Genomic DNA, 15,884 nt, shown 5'->3' on the forward strand with positions numbered 1-15,884 from the left:
CTTAATGTGAATCACTTAGCCGGCAAAGGATTTGGAATTTGCCTTATGAGACACTCCAAGAATTCACTTCGCCCCAGCTGTAGGTTTAGTATTATGCTCTAATGAGAATTTCATCTCAATCGATTTTAATAGCCCCACGTATTATATTTTTACGTAAAAAACGAGATGGGGATAAAGCATGCTCTAAATTGCGCGGTAAACAACTTACTTCCTTGTTGATAAAAGAGGCGAGCCATTCGGCACTTAATGGAATGGTCGTAAGACCTCGAGAACCAAACCCGGCACAGGCATAAAGACCAGGATAGTAAGAGCCAGACTGGGCTATCCAACGTTTTGCGTTAGTCTCCAATGAGGCAAATTGCTGGATAAATAGCTCCGCGTTGGCAATTTTACCGACTAAAGGAAGGTAATCTGGTGTTGAAGCTCTAATCCCTGCCCAATGAGTTTTTACCTCATCCGACCAATGAGTTTTTGGGACTAATTGTTTTAACTTGGATAAATTAATCAGATCATCCTGGGATTTAATTACATTCTCTGCAGTTTTTAACTCATAAGTGGCGCCTAGATGATGCATCCCTTGAAGAGCAGGAAGAACATGTCCCTCACCACATAATGGGAGTTTTAAACAAGCACTTTGTTCTGTTGATGCAATGGCAGTCATTTGCCCTCGAATAGAATTCACAGGCAAGTGTTTTGTTTCCTTGAATGAGTTAATCTTATAGCCATTAGCCAAAATGAGTACTTCGGCTTCCAAATTGTTGATTATCCATTTTTTATCGAACACCAATTGGTTTACAGAAGTATTAGTGAGCAAGGAAATCCCCTCTCGATTAATCAAAAACTGACATAACTCAGGTGAGTTTATCCATCCTGATAAAGGAATGTACAATCCTGGTTTCTCTAGAGGAAGCCCTGCTAACTCAGAAGCTTGTTGTATATCGACTAAAGTTCCCAATTCCGGATAATGATTAAGCCAAGAGTGCAAGCTGGATTGAGTGGTTTTCTCCTTGTCAGAGTATGCAAGTAATAAAGAACCACATAATTCTCCAATCTTTTCATGTTTCACAATCGGTTGATAAAATCGTGAAGCATACAAAAAAGCAGTTAGCATAAATTGTGTTAAGGGCGACTTGTAAGCAGAAAGCTTGGGGAATAACACCGCTTGCTGATTCGCGGAACCTCCATTTCCGGCTTGAGGCAACTCATCAACAAGTGTAACTTTCCACCCTCTTTTGTTAAGTGCGTAAGCAGTACAACAACCCGCCAAACCCGCACCTAAAATAATTGCCGATTTGCTGGAATATTTTTCAGGTTCACTCACATGCCATGGAGTGTGACGTTTCGCTGCATTGTTCAACGCTCTTTTAGCCAGATGGGCACAAAGCATATGGCGTTTTCGTCCAAACCCTTTCCTTTTTTCAACAACAAATCCATTCTGACTTAAGCCTTTTTTCACTGAACTTGCAGCTGTGTATGTTGCGAGTGTAGTGGAGTTCTCTTGAGATAACAGAGCAATAATTTTAATAAGGGCTTCCGACCACATGCTTGCATTTTTTGCAGGGGCAAAACCGTCAAGGAACCATGCATCGACAAAGGCCGTTCTGAGTTTACTCTCTAGTGATGACTCGCCACAAATTAACAGTTGCTCATAGCACTCCAGTGCATCCCCCAGCATTAAAGTCAAACTCACTCTACCACCACAAAAGGACAAATAGTGATAGCCCGGAGTTAATACAGGATAATCAGCTATAAGCTGCTGTGCATAATGTTCCAATTGTGGCCACGCTGCAAGACTTTTTATTAAATCATCAAGCGATAAAGGATGTTTTTCACATGAAATAAAATGCAATTGGCATGACTTTGGTGCATATTGTTCCCACAAGCTCCAACTAACAAGGAAATTTAAACCTATTCCAAAACCTGTTTCAGCAATGGTAAACCTTTTAGGTTCTTCCTCAGAAAAGGACTGCCACCGATTGATTAAATCATTACCATTAATAAATACATGTAAGGATTGATTTATACCCCCTTCAGAGGAGTGGTAAACATCATCATAGTGTGTGGAAAAAGGCAGAGCATCATGCCAGTCAAGCTCCGCCTTATTAATAGGTACAAAAAAATTACTCACATACAACAACCCGATTTGTAGCCATCCCTTTGGCTTCTTTTAGTTCAGTTCCTTTTTTTTCCTGGATTAATTCCCGCAGCTTTGGCACGAGAATAAAAAGTACAAGGGAAGAGGCCATTGCAAACAACCCTAACATTAAAAACACATGGCTGTAGCCGCTGTTAGTTACCAAGGGTGAAATACTGTCTTGCCCTTCTACCATCAAATTTGAACTATAACTGGATAATGTCGCACCCACACCCGTATTAAGCATCCACATTCCCATCATCACACCTTGCAAGGAGGAAGGGGCAAGGTATCCTATCATAGCATAACCAATCGGGGATATTAAAAGTTCCCCAATACTTTGTATAACGTAACTTATGATGATCCAGGAAGGATTTACTAATCCTTCATAATTAGCATAGGCAATGCCTATGGGTAATATGACAAATGCAATTCCAATAAAGAGTAATGCCAGTGCAAACTGTGTCGGAATATTAATTTGTATCCCCTTCCGGCGCATTTTATGCAAAATTACCCCTAACAATGGGCCGCCAATAACTATGGCTACTGTGTTAATGTTTTGGAACCATTGTGGCGGAATAACCCAATTAGCATATTCACGCTGTACATTATGATCAATAAAAACGGTAAGCCCCATAGGCGCTATTTGATAGAGCATCCAAAAAATTGTCCCTACAATCATCAACACAGCAAATGCGATTATCTTATTTCTTGCTTCTCTTACTGGTTGTTGATTTGCCAAATACAAAGTGACTCCCAACATAATCAACCCAGTCAATAGGACCAATTTTTTGGCCCAGTCTGCATATTGCAACATTTGACTTAGTAAGAGAGGAAGTACAAGAATCATGGTACATCCTAAAAGAGCGGCTTTTTTTTGAGAACTCTTGTCTTTGTTAGAAAAACTCGTTTCCCTATCTGATAATTGGTGCCAACAATATAAACAGATGAGTAAAGCGATTAAATTACCCAAGCTGCTCAATAAAAACAGCCGCTCATAATTTTGGGTTAGCTGAAAAATACCGCTTAAGCTAAAACCAACAAAAAAGCCAATATTCATTCCGGCATAATTCATAAGGAAAGCAGTCTCTCGGCGGGTATCTTCAGGAGAAAATCTTTGTGTGAGCATACAATTTAAACACGTAACATTTAAACCAGATCCCGTTAAAAAAAAGGCCAATCCATAGTAAAGAAAAGAAAGCTCGCCTAAAGATAATAGGATGCACCCTATAATTTGTGCTGCCATTCCGGTACAAAATAAAGCCCGATTTGAAAGTAAACGCCCACCCCAAAAACCGCCAAGCAAATGCAAACCGTAATTGAATGCTATGAAAACTCCCATAATACTGTTCGCGGTGCTAATTTGAAGCCCCAATTTACCTTCCATATATAATACAAGAGTCGAATAAAGAACGCTAAAACTTAGAGTGGAGACAATTTGAATAAAAAATAATGGAACAATTCCTTGTGGCATTGATTTACTGAATTCTTTTCTGTTTGTCATTCCCGACATAAGACTTCCTTGTTAATTCAAGACCATTTCTGAATATGACATGTGAAAAAATTACTGTCTAGTACCTTTAAAAAAATTTTATTTTTAATTTTTTGGTATAGTTCTCTATCTCCTGATAGAGTGCGGAGTAATCTGAGAATTTTAAGAATTCCGACTACCCGCACGATTAAAATTACAATTTAAATTAAGTACTCACTTACTATTTTGATAACTCCCTAAGAACTTCCTCTGCCGCCTTTTGAGTCTTGGCAATCTCATATTCTCCGTGGGCACTAGAAACAAATCCTGCCTCATACATGGAAGGAGCGAAATAAACCCCCTTTGCCAACATCCCATGATAGAATTTTTTGAATAAAGCTTCATCGGACGCAGCGATATCAGCATAGTCTGCAATGCACTTTTTATCTGTAAAACAAAAACCAAACATTCCGCCTAAAGACGCAGTAAAAAATGGAATTTTCAAGGATTCCGCAACAGAAGCTAAGGCATGGGTTAACGCTTGGGTGGTTTGAGTTAATTTATCAAAAAATCCAATTTTTTCGATTTCGGATAATGTTGCAAGACCGGCGGCCATAGCTAAAGGATTCCCCGAAAGAGTTCCTGCCTGGTATACAGGGCCCTCTGGAGCAAGAAAAGACATAATTTCTGCTTTTCCACCTAGAGCACCTACAGGCATACCACCACCTATAACCTTACCCAACGTGGTAATATCAGGGGTAATTCCAAATATACCCTGAGCCCCTTGTAAGCTCACTCTAAAACCGGTCATTACTTCGTCAAAAATTAATAATGCATTATATTGATCGCATAATTGCCGTAATCCTTGCAAAAATTCGGGTTTAGGTAACACAAATCCCATATTTCCTGCTATGGGCTCCAATATGACTGCAGCAATATCGTCGGGAAATTTTTCAAATAATTGGGCCGTTTGACCCAAATCGTTAAAATTTGCTGTGAGGGTATGTTCTGTAACACTTTGTGGTATTCCGGGAGTGGAGGGAATGCCCAGGGTAAGCAGACCAGAACCGGCTTTGACAAGCAAGCTGTCACTGTGTCCATGATAACACCCATTGAATTTGATAAACTTATTTTTCTTGGTTACCCCACGAGCCAGCCGAATGGCGGTCATGGTTGCCTCGGTACCCGAGTTCACCATACGTACTTTTTCAATCGAAGGAATCAAAGAAATAATTTTTTCAGCTAATTGCACTTCAAGTTCGGTAGGCGCCCCGAAACTCATTCCGCTATGAAGGACACGATTTACCGCTTCAATGACGCCTGAATGACAATGCCCCAGAATTAATGGGCCCCAGGATCCCACATAATCAATGTACTCGTTGTTATCTACGTCAATAAGATAAGCACCTTTGCCTTGTTTAAAAAAGATGGGCTCGCCACCTACTCCTTTGAATGCCCGAACAGGGGAATTTACTCCACCAGGAATAAGTGTTTGGGCTTGATGAAATAAATCTGTTGAACGCGTCATAAAATTCTCCTAATTTTGCGGTATAATATTACAAAGTTTCAGAAAAATTGGCAAAAAAAGTGGTTAATCTTTACATCGGAGCCCACAATAGCTAAATTACCCCTTTTTTAAATGAGTGTTATTATGCAAGATTATAAAAAATATATTTGTGTCATTTGTGGATTTATTTATGATGAGGCTGAAGGATGGCCTGAAGATGGAATTGAACCGGGTACACGTTGGGAAGATGTCCCGGAAAATTGGTTTTGCCCAGATTGTGGGGCGGGTAAAGAAGATTTTGATATGGTAGAAATGGAATAAACTGCCCTTTAGGTCCTGAATTAGCGCCGCATGATCTTGTTTAAAATGGTCCCTGCATGCGGCACAATCCTCGTTTCGATGAACTTGTCTTACTGTCAAAAATGACGTCAAACGCCAAATCATAAGACTTTAATTTATAAGCAATTCACGATTTCCTCTTTGAATTCCATCATTTACTGCCAATTGATTCACCGAATGTGATTGGACGGCTTTGGCAATAATTAGGGTTTCACTACTACTAATATAACTATAGCAATCAGAAACAAGGTAGGGGTTTCATTATAGATACGAAAAAACCGGGATTTTTTCTGATTCTTATTCTGTGCAAATAATTTTAGATAATGTCCACAAAATAAGTGATAAATCCATAGCAACACCACAAGGCTTAATTTGGCATGCATCCACCCTGCTTTGAGGTAATAGTCAGAATTGTAACTTAGAAGCCATAATCCCAATAAAGTGGTCAGGACAGCAGCTGGCCAGGTAATGCCATAGTAGAGCCTTTTTTCCATTATTTTGAAACGATGAATACTTATCTCATCCTGGGTATCAGCATGATAAACAAATAATCGGGGTAGGTAAAATAGTCCTGCAAACCATGCAACCATGGCAATAATGTGGAATGCTTTAACGTATAGCATGATTAATTTCCTGATTTACGCCTATGATTTTTGCGTGAGCGTTTCAATAAATTAAGCGATTCAACTGCTAGTGAAAAACCCATAGCGAAGTAGATATATCCTCGAGGAATATGGAAAGAAAAACCGTCGGCAACTAATACCATGCCAATTAAAATTAGATAACTTAACGCAAGCATTTTGATTGTAGGATGTTCTTTAATAAATGCACTTACCGTTTCACTGGCAAAAATCATAATCAAAATAGCGCACGAAATTGCCAATGCCATAACCCAAAATCGAGAGGTCAACCCTACAGCGGTTAAAACACTGTCGAGAGAAAATATAAGATCCATGACAACAATTTGAAAAATAACCATTCGGAAAGTAGCTTTGCGGGAATGCAATTTTTCATTCACTAAAGCATGTTCTTCCGTAACGTCCTGATGGATTTCATCAGTAGCTTTCCAGATTAAAAATGCACCGCCTAAAATAAGGAAAAAATCACGGGCTGAGAAAGGCATCTGATAGATTGAAAACAAAGGCTTGGTTAATTTAATCAAGTCAACCGCAACCGCAAGCAAGATTAATCGCATAATCCAGGACAATGTAAGTCCCCATCGCCTTGCTTTCTTTCTTTGCTCGGAGGGCAATCTTTCAGATAAGATCGATAAAATAACCAGATTATCAATCCCTAAAACAATTTCCAAAATGACCAAAACGATCAAACTCGCACTTATATCAATAAAATCCATCAAATCCTCAGATGTCATAAATTGAAAACTATATGATATACCCTTAATTTAATATTTACCTAAATTTTTCTTAAAAATTTTCTGTCGAGTGTCCAGGGAACTAATCCCAATTGTTCATCCAAATAGTCTTTACCAAGAGATTCTTATGGATGCCGCGGACAAGTCGCGGCAAGTGGGGGGAAGTAAATAGGCTTACTAAACCAGTGGGGGATTAAGTTGGAATCGGCGATACTTAAACCAGCGATCGGGATGAGTTGTAATTCGCACTGTTTGCGCTATCGATAGGAATGAATCGTAATTCATCCTATTTGCACTAGCAGTAGGGATTATTTGTTACACGCCCCTTCTTTACTGGCGCTGAAGTTGTCAACTTCTCCTGATTAAAGATGCGGTTTATAAAGTCAAATATTCCATTTATTGCTTGGCTTCTATATAATATTAGCGTTTACATTTATTCTTGAGAGATACAGAGATCATCAAATTTATCAAAAAGCTGTTAAAGAAAAACAGAGCACATGTTCCGCCTGTTGCTTCAGCTTATATAATTCCAAGGAATAAACATTCCATATCGAAGGCGGACATTAGCAGCAATGCGCTCAAAGTGCTTAACCGCCTGATTGGTGCTGGCTTTCAGGCGTACATCGTGGGAGGAAGTGTCAGGGATTTACTGCTCCATAAAGCCCCCAAGGATTTTGACGTTGCTACTGATGCAACTCCCAATCAAGTCAAGAGTTTATTTCGAAATGGACGTATTATTGGACGACGATTCAAGCTCGTGCATATACTCTTCCATCGGGAAATTATTGAGGTTGCCACCTTCCGAGGTCACGCGGCGGTCGATGAGAGCCAACAAACAAATGAACGTGGCATGCTGGTTCGTGATAATGCCTACGGGTCTCTTGATGAAGATGCCTGGCGGCGCGATTTCACGATTAATTCGCTTTATTACAATATTAACGACTCCACAATCATTGATTTTACTGGTGGCGTAAAAGACGTAGAACAAAAACTGATTCGCATGATAGGTGACCCGGTAAAACGTTACCAGGAAGATCCGGTACGTATGTTACGCGCGATTCGCTTTAGTGCAAAATTAAATTTTAAACTCGCACCCGAGACAGAAGCTCCATTTCCTGAAATAAGTCATCTCATTACTCATGTTTCCAATTCACGTTTATTCGATGAAATGACCAAATTATATCAGTGCGGCAATGCAGAAGCGGTTCAAAGGCTTCTTATGCAATATGGGTTATTCCAGTATTTATGCCCCCAAACCCATTCACTGTTAAATAGCTCCTATCCGGTAACTGCATTACTCGCCATTGCTCTGGAAAATACTGACACGCGTATACGTGAAGATAAGCCAGTAACCCCAGCATTTTTATTTGCTGTGCTTTTATGGTTTCCAATGATTGAATGTTCAAAGGAATTGCAAAAAACAGGAATTGATCCACTTCCTTCTATAGAAAAAGCAATGTCCGTTGTCATTGCAGAACAAAATAAGATCATCTCAATTCCAAAACGGTATACCCAGATTATTCGGGAAATTTGGTTATTACAGTATCGTTTTTCTAAACGACTTGGAGGAAGAGCCTTTAATCTTTTACAACACCCTCGATTTAGAGCTGCGTATGATTTCATGGCATTGCGTGCTCTTGCAGGTGATGAATCGATGGAACTGGCACAATGGTGGACAGCGTTCCAGGATGCTGATGAAATAGAACAAGGCAAAATGGTTGCCCAGTTAACCCCCGATTCTCCCAAACGCAAGCGTCGCCGTAAACCTAAAAGTAAAAAAACAAGCGAAACCCAATGAATGTTTGTTATTTAGGTTTGGGATCCAATCAGCAAATGCCTGAACGTCAACTCAGGCAAGCAATTAAATCAATTAAAGCATTACGCCATACTGTGGTTACCAAAGTATCCTCTTTTTACTGGACGAAAGCCTGGGGATTACAAGGGCAACAGGATTTTTGTAATGCGGTAATAGAACTCATTACCTATTTATCTCCCTTACAATTACTCAATGCCTGCCAAAAAATCGAAAAACAACAAGGTCGTGTGCGAAAAAAACGCTGGGGGCCCAGAATTATTGATATTGATCTGCTTTTTTATGAAAATCGGGTTATCCGATCTAAAAAACTCACATTACCTCACCCACACATTCAAGCTAGAGATTTTGTATTAAACCCTCTTATGGAAATTAACCCTAATTACAAGATAAAAGATTCAACGGGTTTTAATTCCGATTTCCAGCTCGATGAGCAGTGTATAAGCATATAGGAAAAATCAGATTAGCATCCTCTTATCTCATCTTCAGGGTGCTTAATTATCAAAATAAATAGCCAATCCTAACTCCCTTCTTTGATTTCGAATTAAATAATTTTATTTTTTGATAAGTAAAATAGGTACTTATATCGAGGAATCTACTATTATTTAAGATAATAAATATAATTGTGAGGTTGCCATGTATAAGAATATTTTGTTTGCTACGGATTTGCTTAAGGAACATAATCATCTCACAGAAAAAGCAATTTCTATTGCCCAAAAGTTCAATGCCAAATTATATCTCTTACACGTCATAGAACTGCCTGCAAGCTTCCAGCTTGCACAAGGACTTGGTTTTACAGAGTTGGCAAACCCTGCCAAAGACGACGCACAGACCGTATTAGCCTTATTGGGCGAAAATTTTAATATTCCCCTGGACCACCAATTCGTTGAAGTAGGCTCCGTTAAAGAGCATATTTTTAGCAAGGTCAAAGAATTAAATTGTCAGCTTATTATCATTGGCAGTCATTCTTCTGTTGGCTTGCACTCCTTTTTAGGGAGTACAGCGCATGCTACAGTAAACCATGCTCCCTGTGATGTTTTAACATTACGGCTTTAATAATAATTAAATTTTGTCAGTGTGATTATTAAAGGATTAATTTTATGCAAATCACATTCCTGGGCGCTACTGGAACAGTAACAGGTTCCAAGTACCTCTTATCATGGAGCAAAACAAATATTTTGGTGGATTGCGGCCTTTTCCAAGGTCCCCAGGAGTTGCGTCTAAGGAATTGGAATCCACTTCCTTTTAATCCCAAAGAACTGAATGCGGCCGTTTTAACCCATGCCCATATAGATCATTCTGGTTATCTGCCTTTGTTAGTAAAAAATGGTTTCAATAAACCTATTTATTGTACCTATGGTACTAAAGATCTGTGCGACATATTATTACCTGATAGCGCACGTCTCCAAGAAGAAGATGCCAAACATGCCAATGAGCATCTTTATTCCAAACACCGTCCTGCCCTGCCCCTATATGGAGTTGAGGATGCAGAAAATGCATTAAAACTGTTTCAGCCACAAGCATATAATAAAATAATTAACTTGCCTGAAAATATAAACCTGCAATTAATCCCTGCCGGGCATATTATTGGTTCTTCTTTTGTACACATACAGGATCAAAACACATCGCTTCTTTTCAGCGGGGACTTGGGTCGGACTCATGATCCAGTAATGAAAAAACCTACAGAAATAAAGCAAGTGGATTATCTTGTACTTGAATCAACCTATGGCGACAGGCTTCATGAAAAGGAACCGCCCAAGCTTACGTTAAAAAATATTATTAATAAAACCATACATAGGGGAGGATCCGTAATCATTCCAGCTTTTGCGGTTGGCCGCTCACAAACAATATTGCACTATCTTGCTGAATTAAGGAAAGAAAACGCGATTCCCAATGTTCCTATCTTTTTAGATAGCCCTATGGCTATCAATGCAACGCAAATTTTATACAGCCATATAGAAGATCTTCGATTAACCCAAAATCAGTGTCAGGAGCTTTGTAATGTTGCCACTTATGTGAAGGAAATCGGAGATTCAATTAAACTCGATAGGGATAAAACCCCCAAGATTATTCTTTCTGCGAGTGGTATGGCATCGGGCGGTCGTGTCGTATTCCATATTAGCAACTATGCATCAGACTCAGCCAATACCCTTTTATTTACCGGTTTCCAAGCCGAAGAAACATTGGGAGCGGAATTGGTTGCAGGAAAAAAGTTTATTGAAATCCATGGCAAAACTATTCCTGTAAAGGCTCAGATAGAAGTGATACGCAGTACCTCAGCACATGCAGATTATGGTGAGATACTAGGTTGGCTCAGCCAATTCCAGGAACCACCTAAAAAAACATTTATTACGCATGGAGAGCCAGAAGCTGCTTTATCCTTAAAACATAAAATTGAAACACAACTTGGATGGCAATGTAATGTGCCTGAGTATGGGCAAAAAGAGAAATTATGAGTAAAAAACATACAACCCTCACGCTTAAATATTTGGGTATTAATACCCATAAAGAACCCGTGATTTATATGCGTGAGGATTGCTATATTTGTAAATCAGAAGGATTCACCGCTCAAACACGTGTGCGGGTTATACTCAATAAATGTTCTATCGTTGCAACCCTAAATACAATCGAAACGAGCCTGTTAAGGCATAATGAGGCCAGTCTTTCAATTTATGCCTGGGAGTTATTGTCTGCAAAAGAAGGCGATGAAATTTCAGTAATACATCCTCAACCACTAGACTCCCTCAGTTACATCCGTTCCAAAATTTATGGTAATGAATTAACCTCCGAGCAAACAGAACACATAATCAAAGACATTGTATCGGGCCAACTTTCTGATATTAATATAGCAATGTATATCGCTGCTAGCGGCGGAGACAGACTTTCTAAAAAGGAAATTATTGATCTGACGCGTGCGATGATCAATTCAGGCCAAAAATTATCCTGGGCATTCCCGTTTATTGTTGATAAACATTCAGTGGGGGGGTTACCAGGAAATCGCACAACCCCTATTGTCGTCTCAATTGTTGCAGCTTTTGGCCTGGTGATTCCTAAAACCTCTTCTCGAGCAATCACATCTCCGGCAGGAACAGCAGATACAATGGAAGTCTTTACTAATGTCGAGCTGAGCCTTAATGAGATGCAAAAGGTTGTAGAGCAGGAAAATGGGTGTCTTGTTTGGGGAGGATCCATGGCATTAAGCCCTGCCGATGATTTACTAATCCGGATTGAACGCACTGCAAATATAGACAGTGAAGGACAAATGGTTGCTTCCATTTTATCTAAAAAAATTGCCGCCGGTTCAAATCATCTTGTGATTGATATGCCTATTGGGACCACAGCTAAAGTGCGCTCCATCGAGAGGGCTAATTCATTAAAAAAATTATTGGAATTAGTTGCAGAGGAATTCGATCTCAAAATAAAAGTAATCTTCAGCGATGGCTCACAACCAGTGGGCCGTGGAATAGGACCAGTCATGGAAGCATTAGACGTCTTAGCAGTCTTAAATTGTGATAAACAAGCTCCTCAGGACTTGCGAGAACATGCTTTGACATTAGCGGCAGATATTATAGAGTTTTCACCTAATGTTTTACCTGGGCAAGGATTAAATATAGCTACCCATTTGCTTAATAGCGGCAAGGCATTGACTAAATTCGAATCAATTTGCCAGGCTCAAGGCGGCCTAAAAGAAATAAAGAAAGCTCCTATTGTCCACACTATTGAATCAACACAATCTGGCATCATTATTAATATCGATAACCGTCACATCTCTCAATTGGCAAAGCTTGCGGGTGCACCCAAAACAAAAGCAGCAGGAGTTGAATTATTAACCGAGTTACATTCAGTAGTTAAAAAATATCAGCCGCTTTTTAGAATCTATGCTGAAACTCGTGGAGAACTTAATTATGCTCTAGATTTTCTAAAGCAAGGGCATGAACTGTTTCAAATTGAGGCCAGTACATGAAAAAAAATCCCATCGTTTTTGCTTTATTTGGACATGATGAGCTTGCGCGTATAATTCTGCAAAAATGTCGGTATGAGAAAGGAACAATTCATTTTCATCAATTTCCTGATGAGGAAACTGTCGTAAAAATTGAATCTGATGTGAAGAATCGACGCGTTATATTTGTAGCGAATCTGGTATTTCCTAACCCGAAAATTCTTCCGCTTTTATTTGCGGCACAAACAGCAAAATCTTTAGGCGCCGCTCAAGTAATCTTAGTAGCCCCCTATTTAACCTACATGCGCCAGGATAAGGTATTCGAACCCGGACAAGGTATTACTTCTGCATATTTTGCACAATTAATTTCTTCTTATTTTGATAGCTTGATAACTATTGATCCTCATTTACATCGCTGGAAGCATTTAAATGAGATTTATGATATTTCAACTACGGTACTTCATGCGGCGAATGAGATTGCAGCGTGGATTATTCATCATGTACCTGATCCTTTCCTTATTGGACCCGACTCAGAAAGCGCCCAATGGGTGGAAACCATTGCGCTAAAATCCTCTGCCCCCTTTACTGTACTGCAGAAAAACAGGATAAGTGATACTCAGGTTGAAATTGCCATTCCAGGAATACATCAATACAGCAAATCTACCCCTATACTCATTGATGATATTATTTCTACAGGCATGACCATGGTAGAAACATTGAAACACATCAATTCCTTAAACAGGACACCTGCCATATGTATTGGAGTTCATGCTGTTTTTGCTGGGGATGCCTATCCAAAACTATTGCTTTCTCCTGAAGCCCGGATTATTACCTGTAATACCATTCCTCATCCATCAAATAAAATTGATATAAGTAAGGGCATTGAGGGTTCGCTACTTAAGTTGGATTGAAAAATGAATATGATTAATATACCTAAAATTCCCATTACTATAATCAAATCTTCTGGCGATAAAGTTCTTTTCGACCCATATCATATATATCGCTCATTAAAACGGGTTGGGGCAGACGAATCAATAATTACGCAAATTGTTAATGAGGTCTCCGCGTCCATAGTTAATGGAATGACTACACATGAGATTTACCGTATTGCATTTCGATTGTTGCGCAATAAATCTAAAACTTTAGCAGGTAAATATCATCTTAAAAGAGCCATTATGCAGCTTGGATTCTCAGGATATCCATTCGAGAAATTTATTGCCGAAATCATGCGTCATCAAGGCTTTAGAGTTCTCAACAACCAAATAATTCAGGGATATTGTGTCAATCATGAAGTGGATGTCGTTGGAGAGCGCCAAAATGAGCATGTGTTTGTTGAATGCAAATACCATAATCGCTTAGGGCTTGCATGTGATGTTAAAATAACTTTATATATCAAAGCGCGTTTTCTTGATATCGAGCAAGCCTATATTAAAAAACCGGGAGAAGTTTTAAAAGGCTGGCTTGTAACGAATACTCGTTTTACTAACGACGCAATACAATATGGCCAATGCGCAGGACTGCATTTAATTGGCTGGGACTTTCCTCAAAAAGGAAGTTTAAAAGAATTAATTGAGTTTTCCGGTTTATATCCTATTACTTGCATAACCAATTTTACTAAAGCGGAAATAGAAACCTTACTTGGGAATAATGTACTTTTGTGCAGAACAATTGCCGAATCTCCTGAACTTCTAGATAAACTGGACATGGGTGCAATCCGAAAGAAACAGGTTCTTTCACAATGCCAGGCACTATGTAAAATCAGTGGATTAGAGCTGGATGACACTCATCAAAAACTGGACCAAACCTGAGTTTGAAAACTTAGCTTAGGGTATGAAAGGTGGTCTATTATTGGCTTTACCACGCCACCACCCTGATTCATTTTTAACACATTCCTATAAAAAGGAATTTTATTTTTTACTCTTTGCCTTCTTTTTAACATGCTTCATGAGTCGTCGTTTTTTATTCACTTGCCGTTGTGATAGCTTTATTTTCTTATCAGCAAAAGGATTGGTACCCCCTTTAAACTCCAGTTTCAAAGGAGTCCCTATCAATCCCAAGTGTTTAATGAATTCATTACTAAGATAACGTTTATAACTATCAGGCAAATCAGCCAATTGGTTCCCATGAATAACAATTACTGGCGGATTATGACCACCAAGATGAGCATATCTCAATTTTATTCTGCGCCCATTGACACAAGGTGGTGTATGTTTTGTACTTATATCTTGCAGTAAGCGGGTTAACCTTGGAGTAGAAAAAGATTGAACCGCTGATTCATAAGCTTCATTTATGTCTTTAAATAGATTCCCAACTCCACTGCCATGCAACGCGGATATAAATCGAATTTTCGCAAAATTTGCAAATTGTAACCTTCTGGATAATTCACTTTTAACTTGTTCCTTATGCTCTTCATCCAGTCCATCCCACTTATTCACGGCAATAACCAGTGCTTTACCTGATTCAATTATAAAGCCAAGCAAGTTTAAGTCTTGATCAGTAATTCCCTCGCTGGCATCAAGAAGCTGCAAGCATACATTGGATTCTTCAATGGCTTGCAGGGTTTTAATTACAGAGAATTTTTCAATTTTTTCATCAATTCGGGATTTTCTACGTACACCTGCTGTATCAATCAGCATGTACTTTTGTTCATCCCTGACAAAGGGAATTGCAATACTGTCCCTCGTCGTACCGGGCATATCATAAACAACTACCCTTTCTTCACCTAAAATTCGATTAATTAAAGTAGATTTTCCAACGTTAGGACGGCCAGCAAAAGCAATTTTAATTGCATTATTTTCTTCAATTTCATCAGATTGAGTAGAAAATGGTGATAAAACTTCATCGAGTAAAGTGCGGATACCGCTTCCATGTGATGAGGATATCGAGTGAACATCAGCAATACCCAAGGCATGAAAATCCGCACACACTACGTCATCATCCAATCCTTCAGTCTTATTAACGACAAGATGAACTTTTTTATTTAATTTTCTAAGATTGCTGGCAATTTTTTCGTCGATACCAGTCAACCCTGCCCGACCATCAACCAAAAAAAGGACAATATCCGCCTCGTTTAGTGCTATCTCTGATTGTTTAGACATCAACGTATCAACAGCAATATCATCGACACCGATACCCCCGGTATCTACTACAATATAGTGCTTATTCTCATGCTGAGCTTGACCATATTGTCTGTCGCGAGTAAGGCCAGGAAAGTCAGCGACAAGAGCATCTTGCGTTTTAGTCAGTCTGTTAAATAAAGTAGACTTCCCAACATTAGGCCGCCCAACAAGTGCAATCACAGGGATCAT

The 15,884-nt window shown here is 39.2% G+C and carries 14 protein-coding genes; 8 read left to right on the plus strand and 6 right to left on the minus strand.

Annotated elements, in window-relative coordinates; genetic code table 11:
- Positions 1–115 precede the first annotated feature (115 nt).
- The 3 genes from mnmC to hemL form a co-directional block, all read right to left on the minus strand.
- Positions 116–2,128 carry a bifunctional tRNA (5-methylaminomethyl-2-thiouridine)(34)-methyltransferase MnmC2/FAD-dependent 5-carboxymethylaminomethyl-2-thiouridine(34) oxidoreductase MnmC1 gene (gene mnmC / locus KYQ_RS05045; RefSeq protein ID WP_010653652.1) on the minus strand — a complete coding sequence of 671 codons (2,013 nt, stop codon included), beginning with the start codon at positions 2,126–2,128 and terminating at the stop codon, positions 116–118.
- Complete coding sequence (locus KYQ_RS05050; protein ID WP_010653651.1) at positions 2,121–3,647, minus strand: peptide MFS transporter; 1,527 nt, start codon at positions 3,645–3,647, stop codon at positions 2,121–2,123. Before KYQ_RS05050 ends, mnmC begins: the two co-directional genes overlap by 8 nt.
- 199 nt (positions 3,648–3,846) lie before the next feature.
- The gene (gene hemL / locus KYQ_RS05055) at positions 3,847–5,133 is read right to left on the minus strand and encodes a glutamate-1-semialdehyde 2,1-aminomutase (protein ID WP_010653650.1); all 1,287 of its coding nucleotides are present in this window, start codon (positions 5,131–5,133) and stop codon (positions 3,847–3,849) included.
- 123 nt (positions 5,134–5,256) lie between these two features.
- On the opposite strand from hemL, the gene KYQ_RS05060 reads away from it, so the two are divergent.
- Positions 5,257–5,433: a rubredoxin gene (locus tag KYQ_RS05060; RefSeq protein ID WP_010653649.1), complete on the plus strand. Its 177-nt coding sequence runs from the start codon at positions 5,257–5,259 to the stop codon at positions 5,431–5,433.
- Positions 5,434–5,654: 221 nt separating this feature from the next.
- On the opposite strand, the gene hemJ is transcribed toward KYQ_RS05060, so the two are convergent.
- Both hemJ and KYQ_RS05070 read right to left on the minus strand, forming a co-directional pair.
- Positions 5,655–6,074, minus strand: coding sequence for a protoporphyrinogen oxidase HemJ (gene hemJ / locus KYQ_RS05065; protein WP_010653648.1), 420 nt, complete (start codon positions 6,072–6,074; stop codon positions 5,655–5,657).
- A gap of 2 nt (positions 6,075–6,076) precedes the next feature.
- Complete coding sequence (locus KYQ_RS05070) at positions 6,077–6,805, minus strand: TerC family protein (RefSeq protein ID WP_010653647.1); 729 nt, start codon at positions 6,803–6,805, stop codon at positions 6,077–6,079.
- Positions 6,806–7,298: 493 nt separating this feature from the next.
- Between KYQ_RS05070 and pcnB the strand changes: the two genes are divergently transcribed.
- The 7 genes from pcnB to KYQ_RS05105 all read left to right on the plus strand — a co-directional run bounded on the left by pcnB (position 7,299) and on the right by KYQ_RS05105 (position 14,384).
- A complete protein-coding gene (pcnB, locus tag KYQ_RS05075; RefSeq protein WP_115264604.1) occupies positions 7,299–8,621 on the plus strand; it encodes a polynucleotide adenylyltransferase PcnB in 1,323 nt (440 codons plus the stop codon).
- Positions 8,618–9,088, plus strand: a complete 471-nt coding sequence (gene folK / locus KYQ_RS05080) for a 2-amino-4-hydroxy-6-hydroxymethyldihydropteridine diphosphokinase (protein WP_010653645.1) — start codon at positions 8,618–8,620, stop codon at positions 9,086–9,088. The genes pcnB and folK overlap by 4 nt, the downstream gene beginning before the upstream one ends.
- A 184-nt stretch (positions 9,089–9,272) precedes the next feature.
- Complete coding sequence (locus KYQ_RS05085) at positions 9,273–9,692, plus strand: universal stress protein (protein ID WP_010653644.1); 420 nt, start codon at positions 9,273–9,275, stop codon at positions 9,690–9,692.
- A 44-nt stretch (positions 9,693–9,736) separates the two neighbouring features.
- The gene (locus tag KYQ_RS05090; protein ID WP_019349708.1) at positions 9,737–11,092 is read left to right on the plus strand and encodes an MBL fold metallo-hydrolase RNA specificity domain-containing protein; all 1,356 of its coding nucleotides are present in this window, start codon (positions 9,737–9,739) and stop codon (positions 11,090–11,092) included.
- Positions 11,089–12,600, plus strand: coding sequence for a thymidine phosphorylase family protein (locus tag KYQ_RS05095; protein ID WP_019349709.1), 1,512 nt, complete (start codon positions 11,089–11,091; stop codon positions 12,598–12,600). The genes KYQ_RS05090 and KYQ_RS05095 overlap by 4 nt, the downstream gene beginning before the upstream one ends.
- Complete coding sequence (locus KYQ_RS05100) at positions 12,597–13,487, plus strand: ribose-phosphate diphosphokinase (protein ID WP_010653641.1); 891 nt, start codon at positions 12,597–12,599, stop codon at positions 13,485–13,487. The genes KYQ_RS05095 and KYQ_RS05100 overlap by 4 nt, the downstream gene beginning before the upstream one ends.
- A gap of 3 nt (positions 13,488–13,490) precedes the next feature.
- Positions 13,491–14,384, plus strand: a complete 894-nt coding sequence (locus tag KYQ_RS05105; RefSeq protein WP_010653640.1) for a restriction endonuclease — start codon at positions 13,491–13,493, stop codon at positions 14,382–14,384.
- A 99-nt stretch (positions 14,385–14,483) separates the two neighbouring features.
- Here the strand turns inward: KYQ_RS05105 and der are convergent, their stop codons facing one another.
- Positions 14,484–15,884, minus strand: coding sequence for a ribosome biogenesis GTPase Der (gene der, locus KYQ_RS05110; RefSeq protein WP_010653639.1), 1,401 nt, complete (start codon positions 15,882–15,884; stop codon positions 14,484–14,486).

The sequence above is a fragment of the Fluoribacter dumoffii NY 23 genome (genome assembly GCF_000236165.1).
In the GTDB taxonomy this organism is placed as follows: Bacteria; Pseudomonadota; Gammaproteobacteria; order Legionellales; family Legionellaceae; genus Legionella; species Legionella dumoffii.

Coding starts and splice junctions, on each gene's coding strand:
- KYQ_RS05050 (WP_010653651.1), bottom strand. CDS start 3,647: ATGTCGGGAATGACAAACAGAAAAGAATTCAGTAAATCAATGCCACAA.
- hemL (WP_010653650.1), bottom strand. CDS start 5,133: ATGACGCGTTCAACAGATTTATTTCATCAAGCCCAAACACTTATTCCT.
- KYQ_RS05060 (WP_010653649.1), top strand. CDS start 5,257: ATGCAAGATTATAAAAAATATATTTGTGTCATTTGTGGATTTATTTAT.
- hemJ (WP_010653648.1), bottom strand. CDS start 6,074: ATGCTATACGTTAAAGCATTCCACATTATTGCCATGGTTGCATGGTTT.
- KYQ_RS05070 (WP_010653647.1), bottom strand. CDS start 6,805: ATGGATTTTATTGATATAAGTGCGAGTTTGATCGTTTTGGTCATTTTG.
- folK (WP_010653645.1), top strand. CDS start 8,618: ATGAATGTTTGTTATTTAGGTTTGGGATCCAATCAGCAAATGCCTGAA.
- KYQ_RS05085 (WP_010653644.1), top strand. CDS start 9,273: ATGTATAAGAATATTTTGTTTGCTACGGATTTGCTTAAGGAACATAAT.
- KYQ_RS05090 (WP_019349708.1), top strand. CDS start 9,737: ATGCAAATCACATTCCTGGGCGCTACTGGAACAGTAACAGGTTCCAAG.
- KYQ_RS05095 (WP_019349709.1), top strand. CDS start 11,089: ATGAGTAAAAAACATACAACCCTCACGCTTAAATATTTGGGTATTAAT.
- KYQ_RS05100 (WP_010653641.1), top strand. CDS start 12,597: ATGAAAAAAAATCCCATCGTTTTTGCTTTATTTGGACATGATGAGCTT.
- KYQ_RS05105 (WP_010653640.1), top strand. CDS start 13,491: ATGAATATGATTAATATACCTAAAATTCCCATTACTATAATCAAATCT.
- der (WP_010653639.1), bottom strand. CDS start 15,884: ATGATCCCTGTGATTGCACTTGTTGGGCGGCCTAATGTTGGGAAGTCT.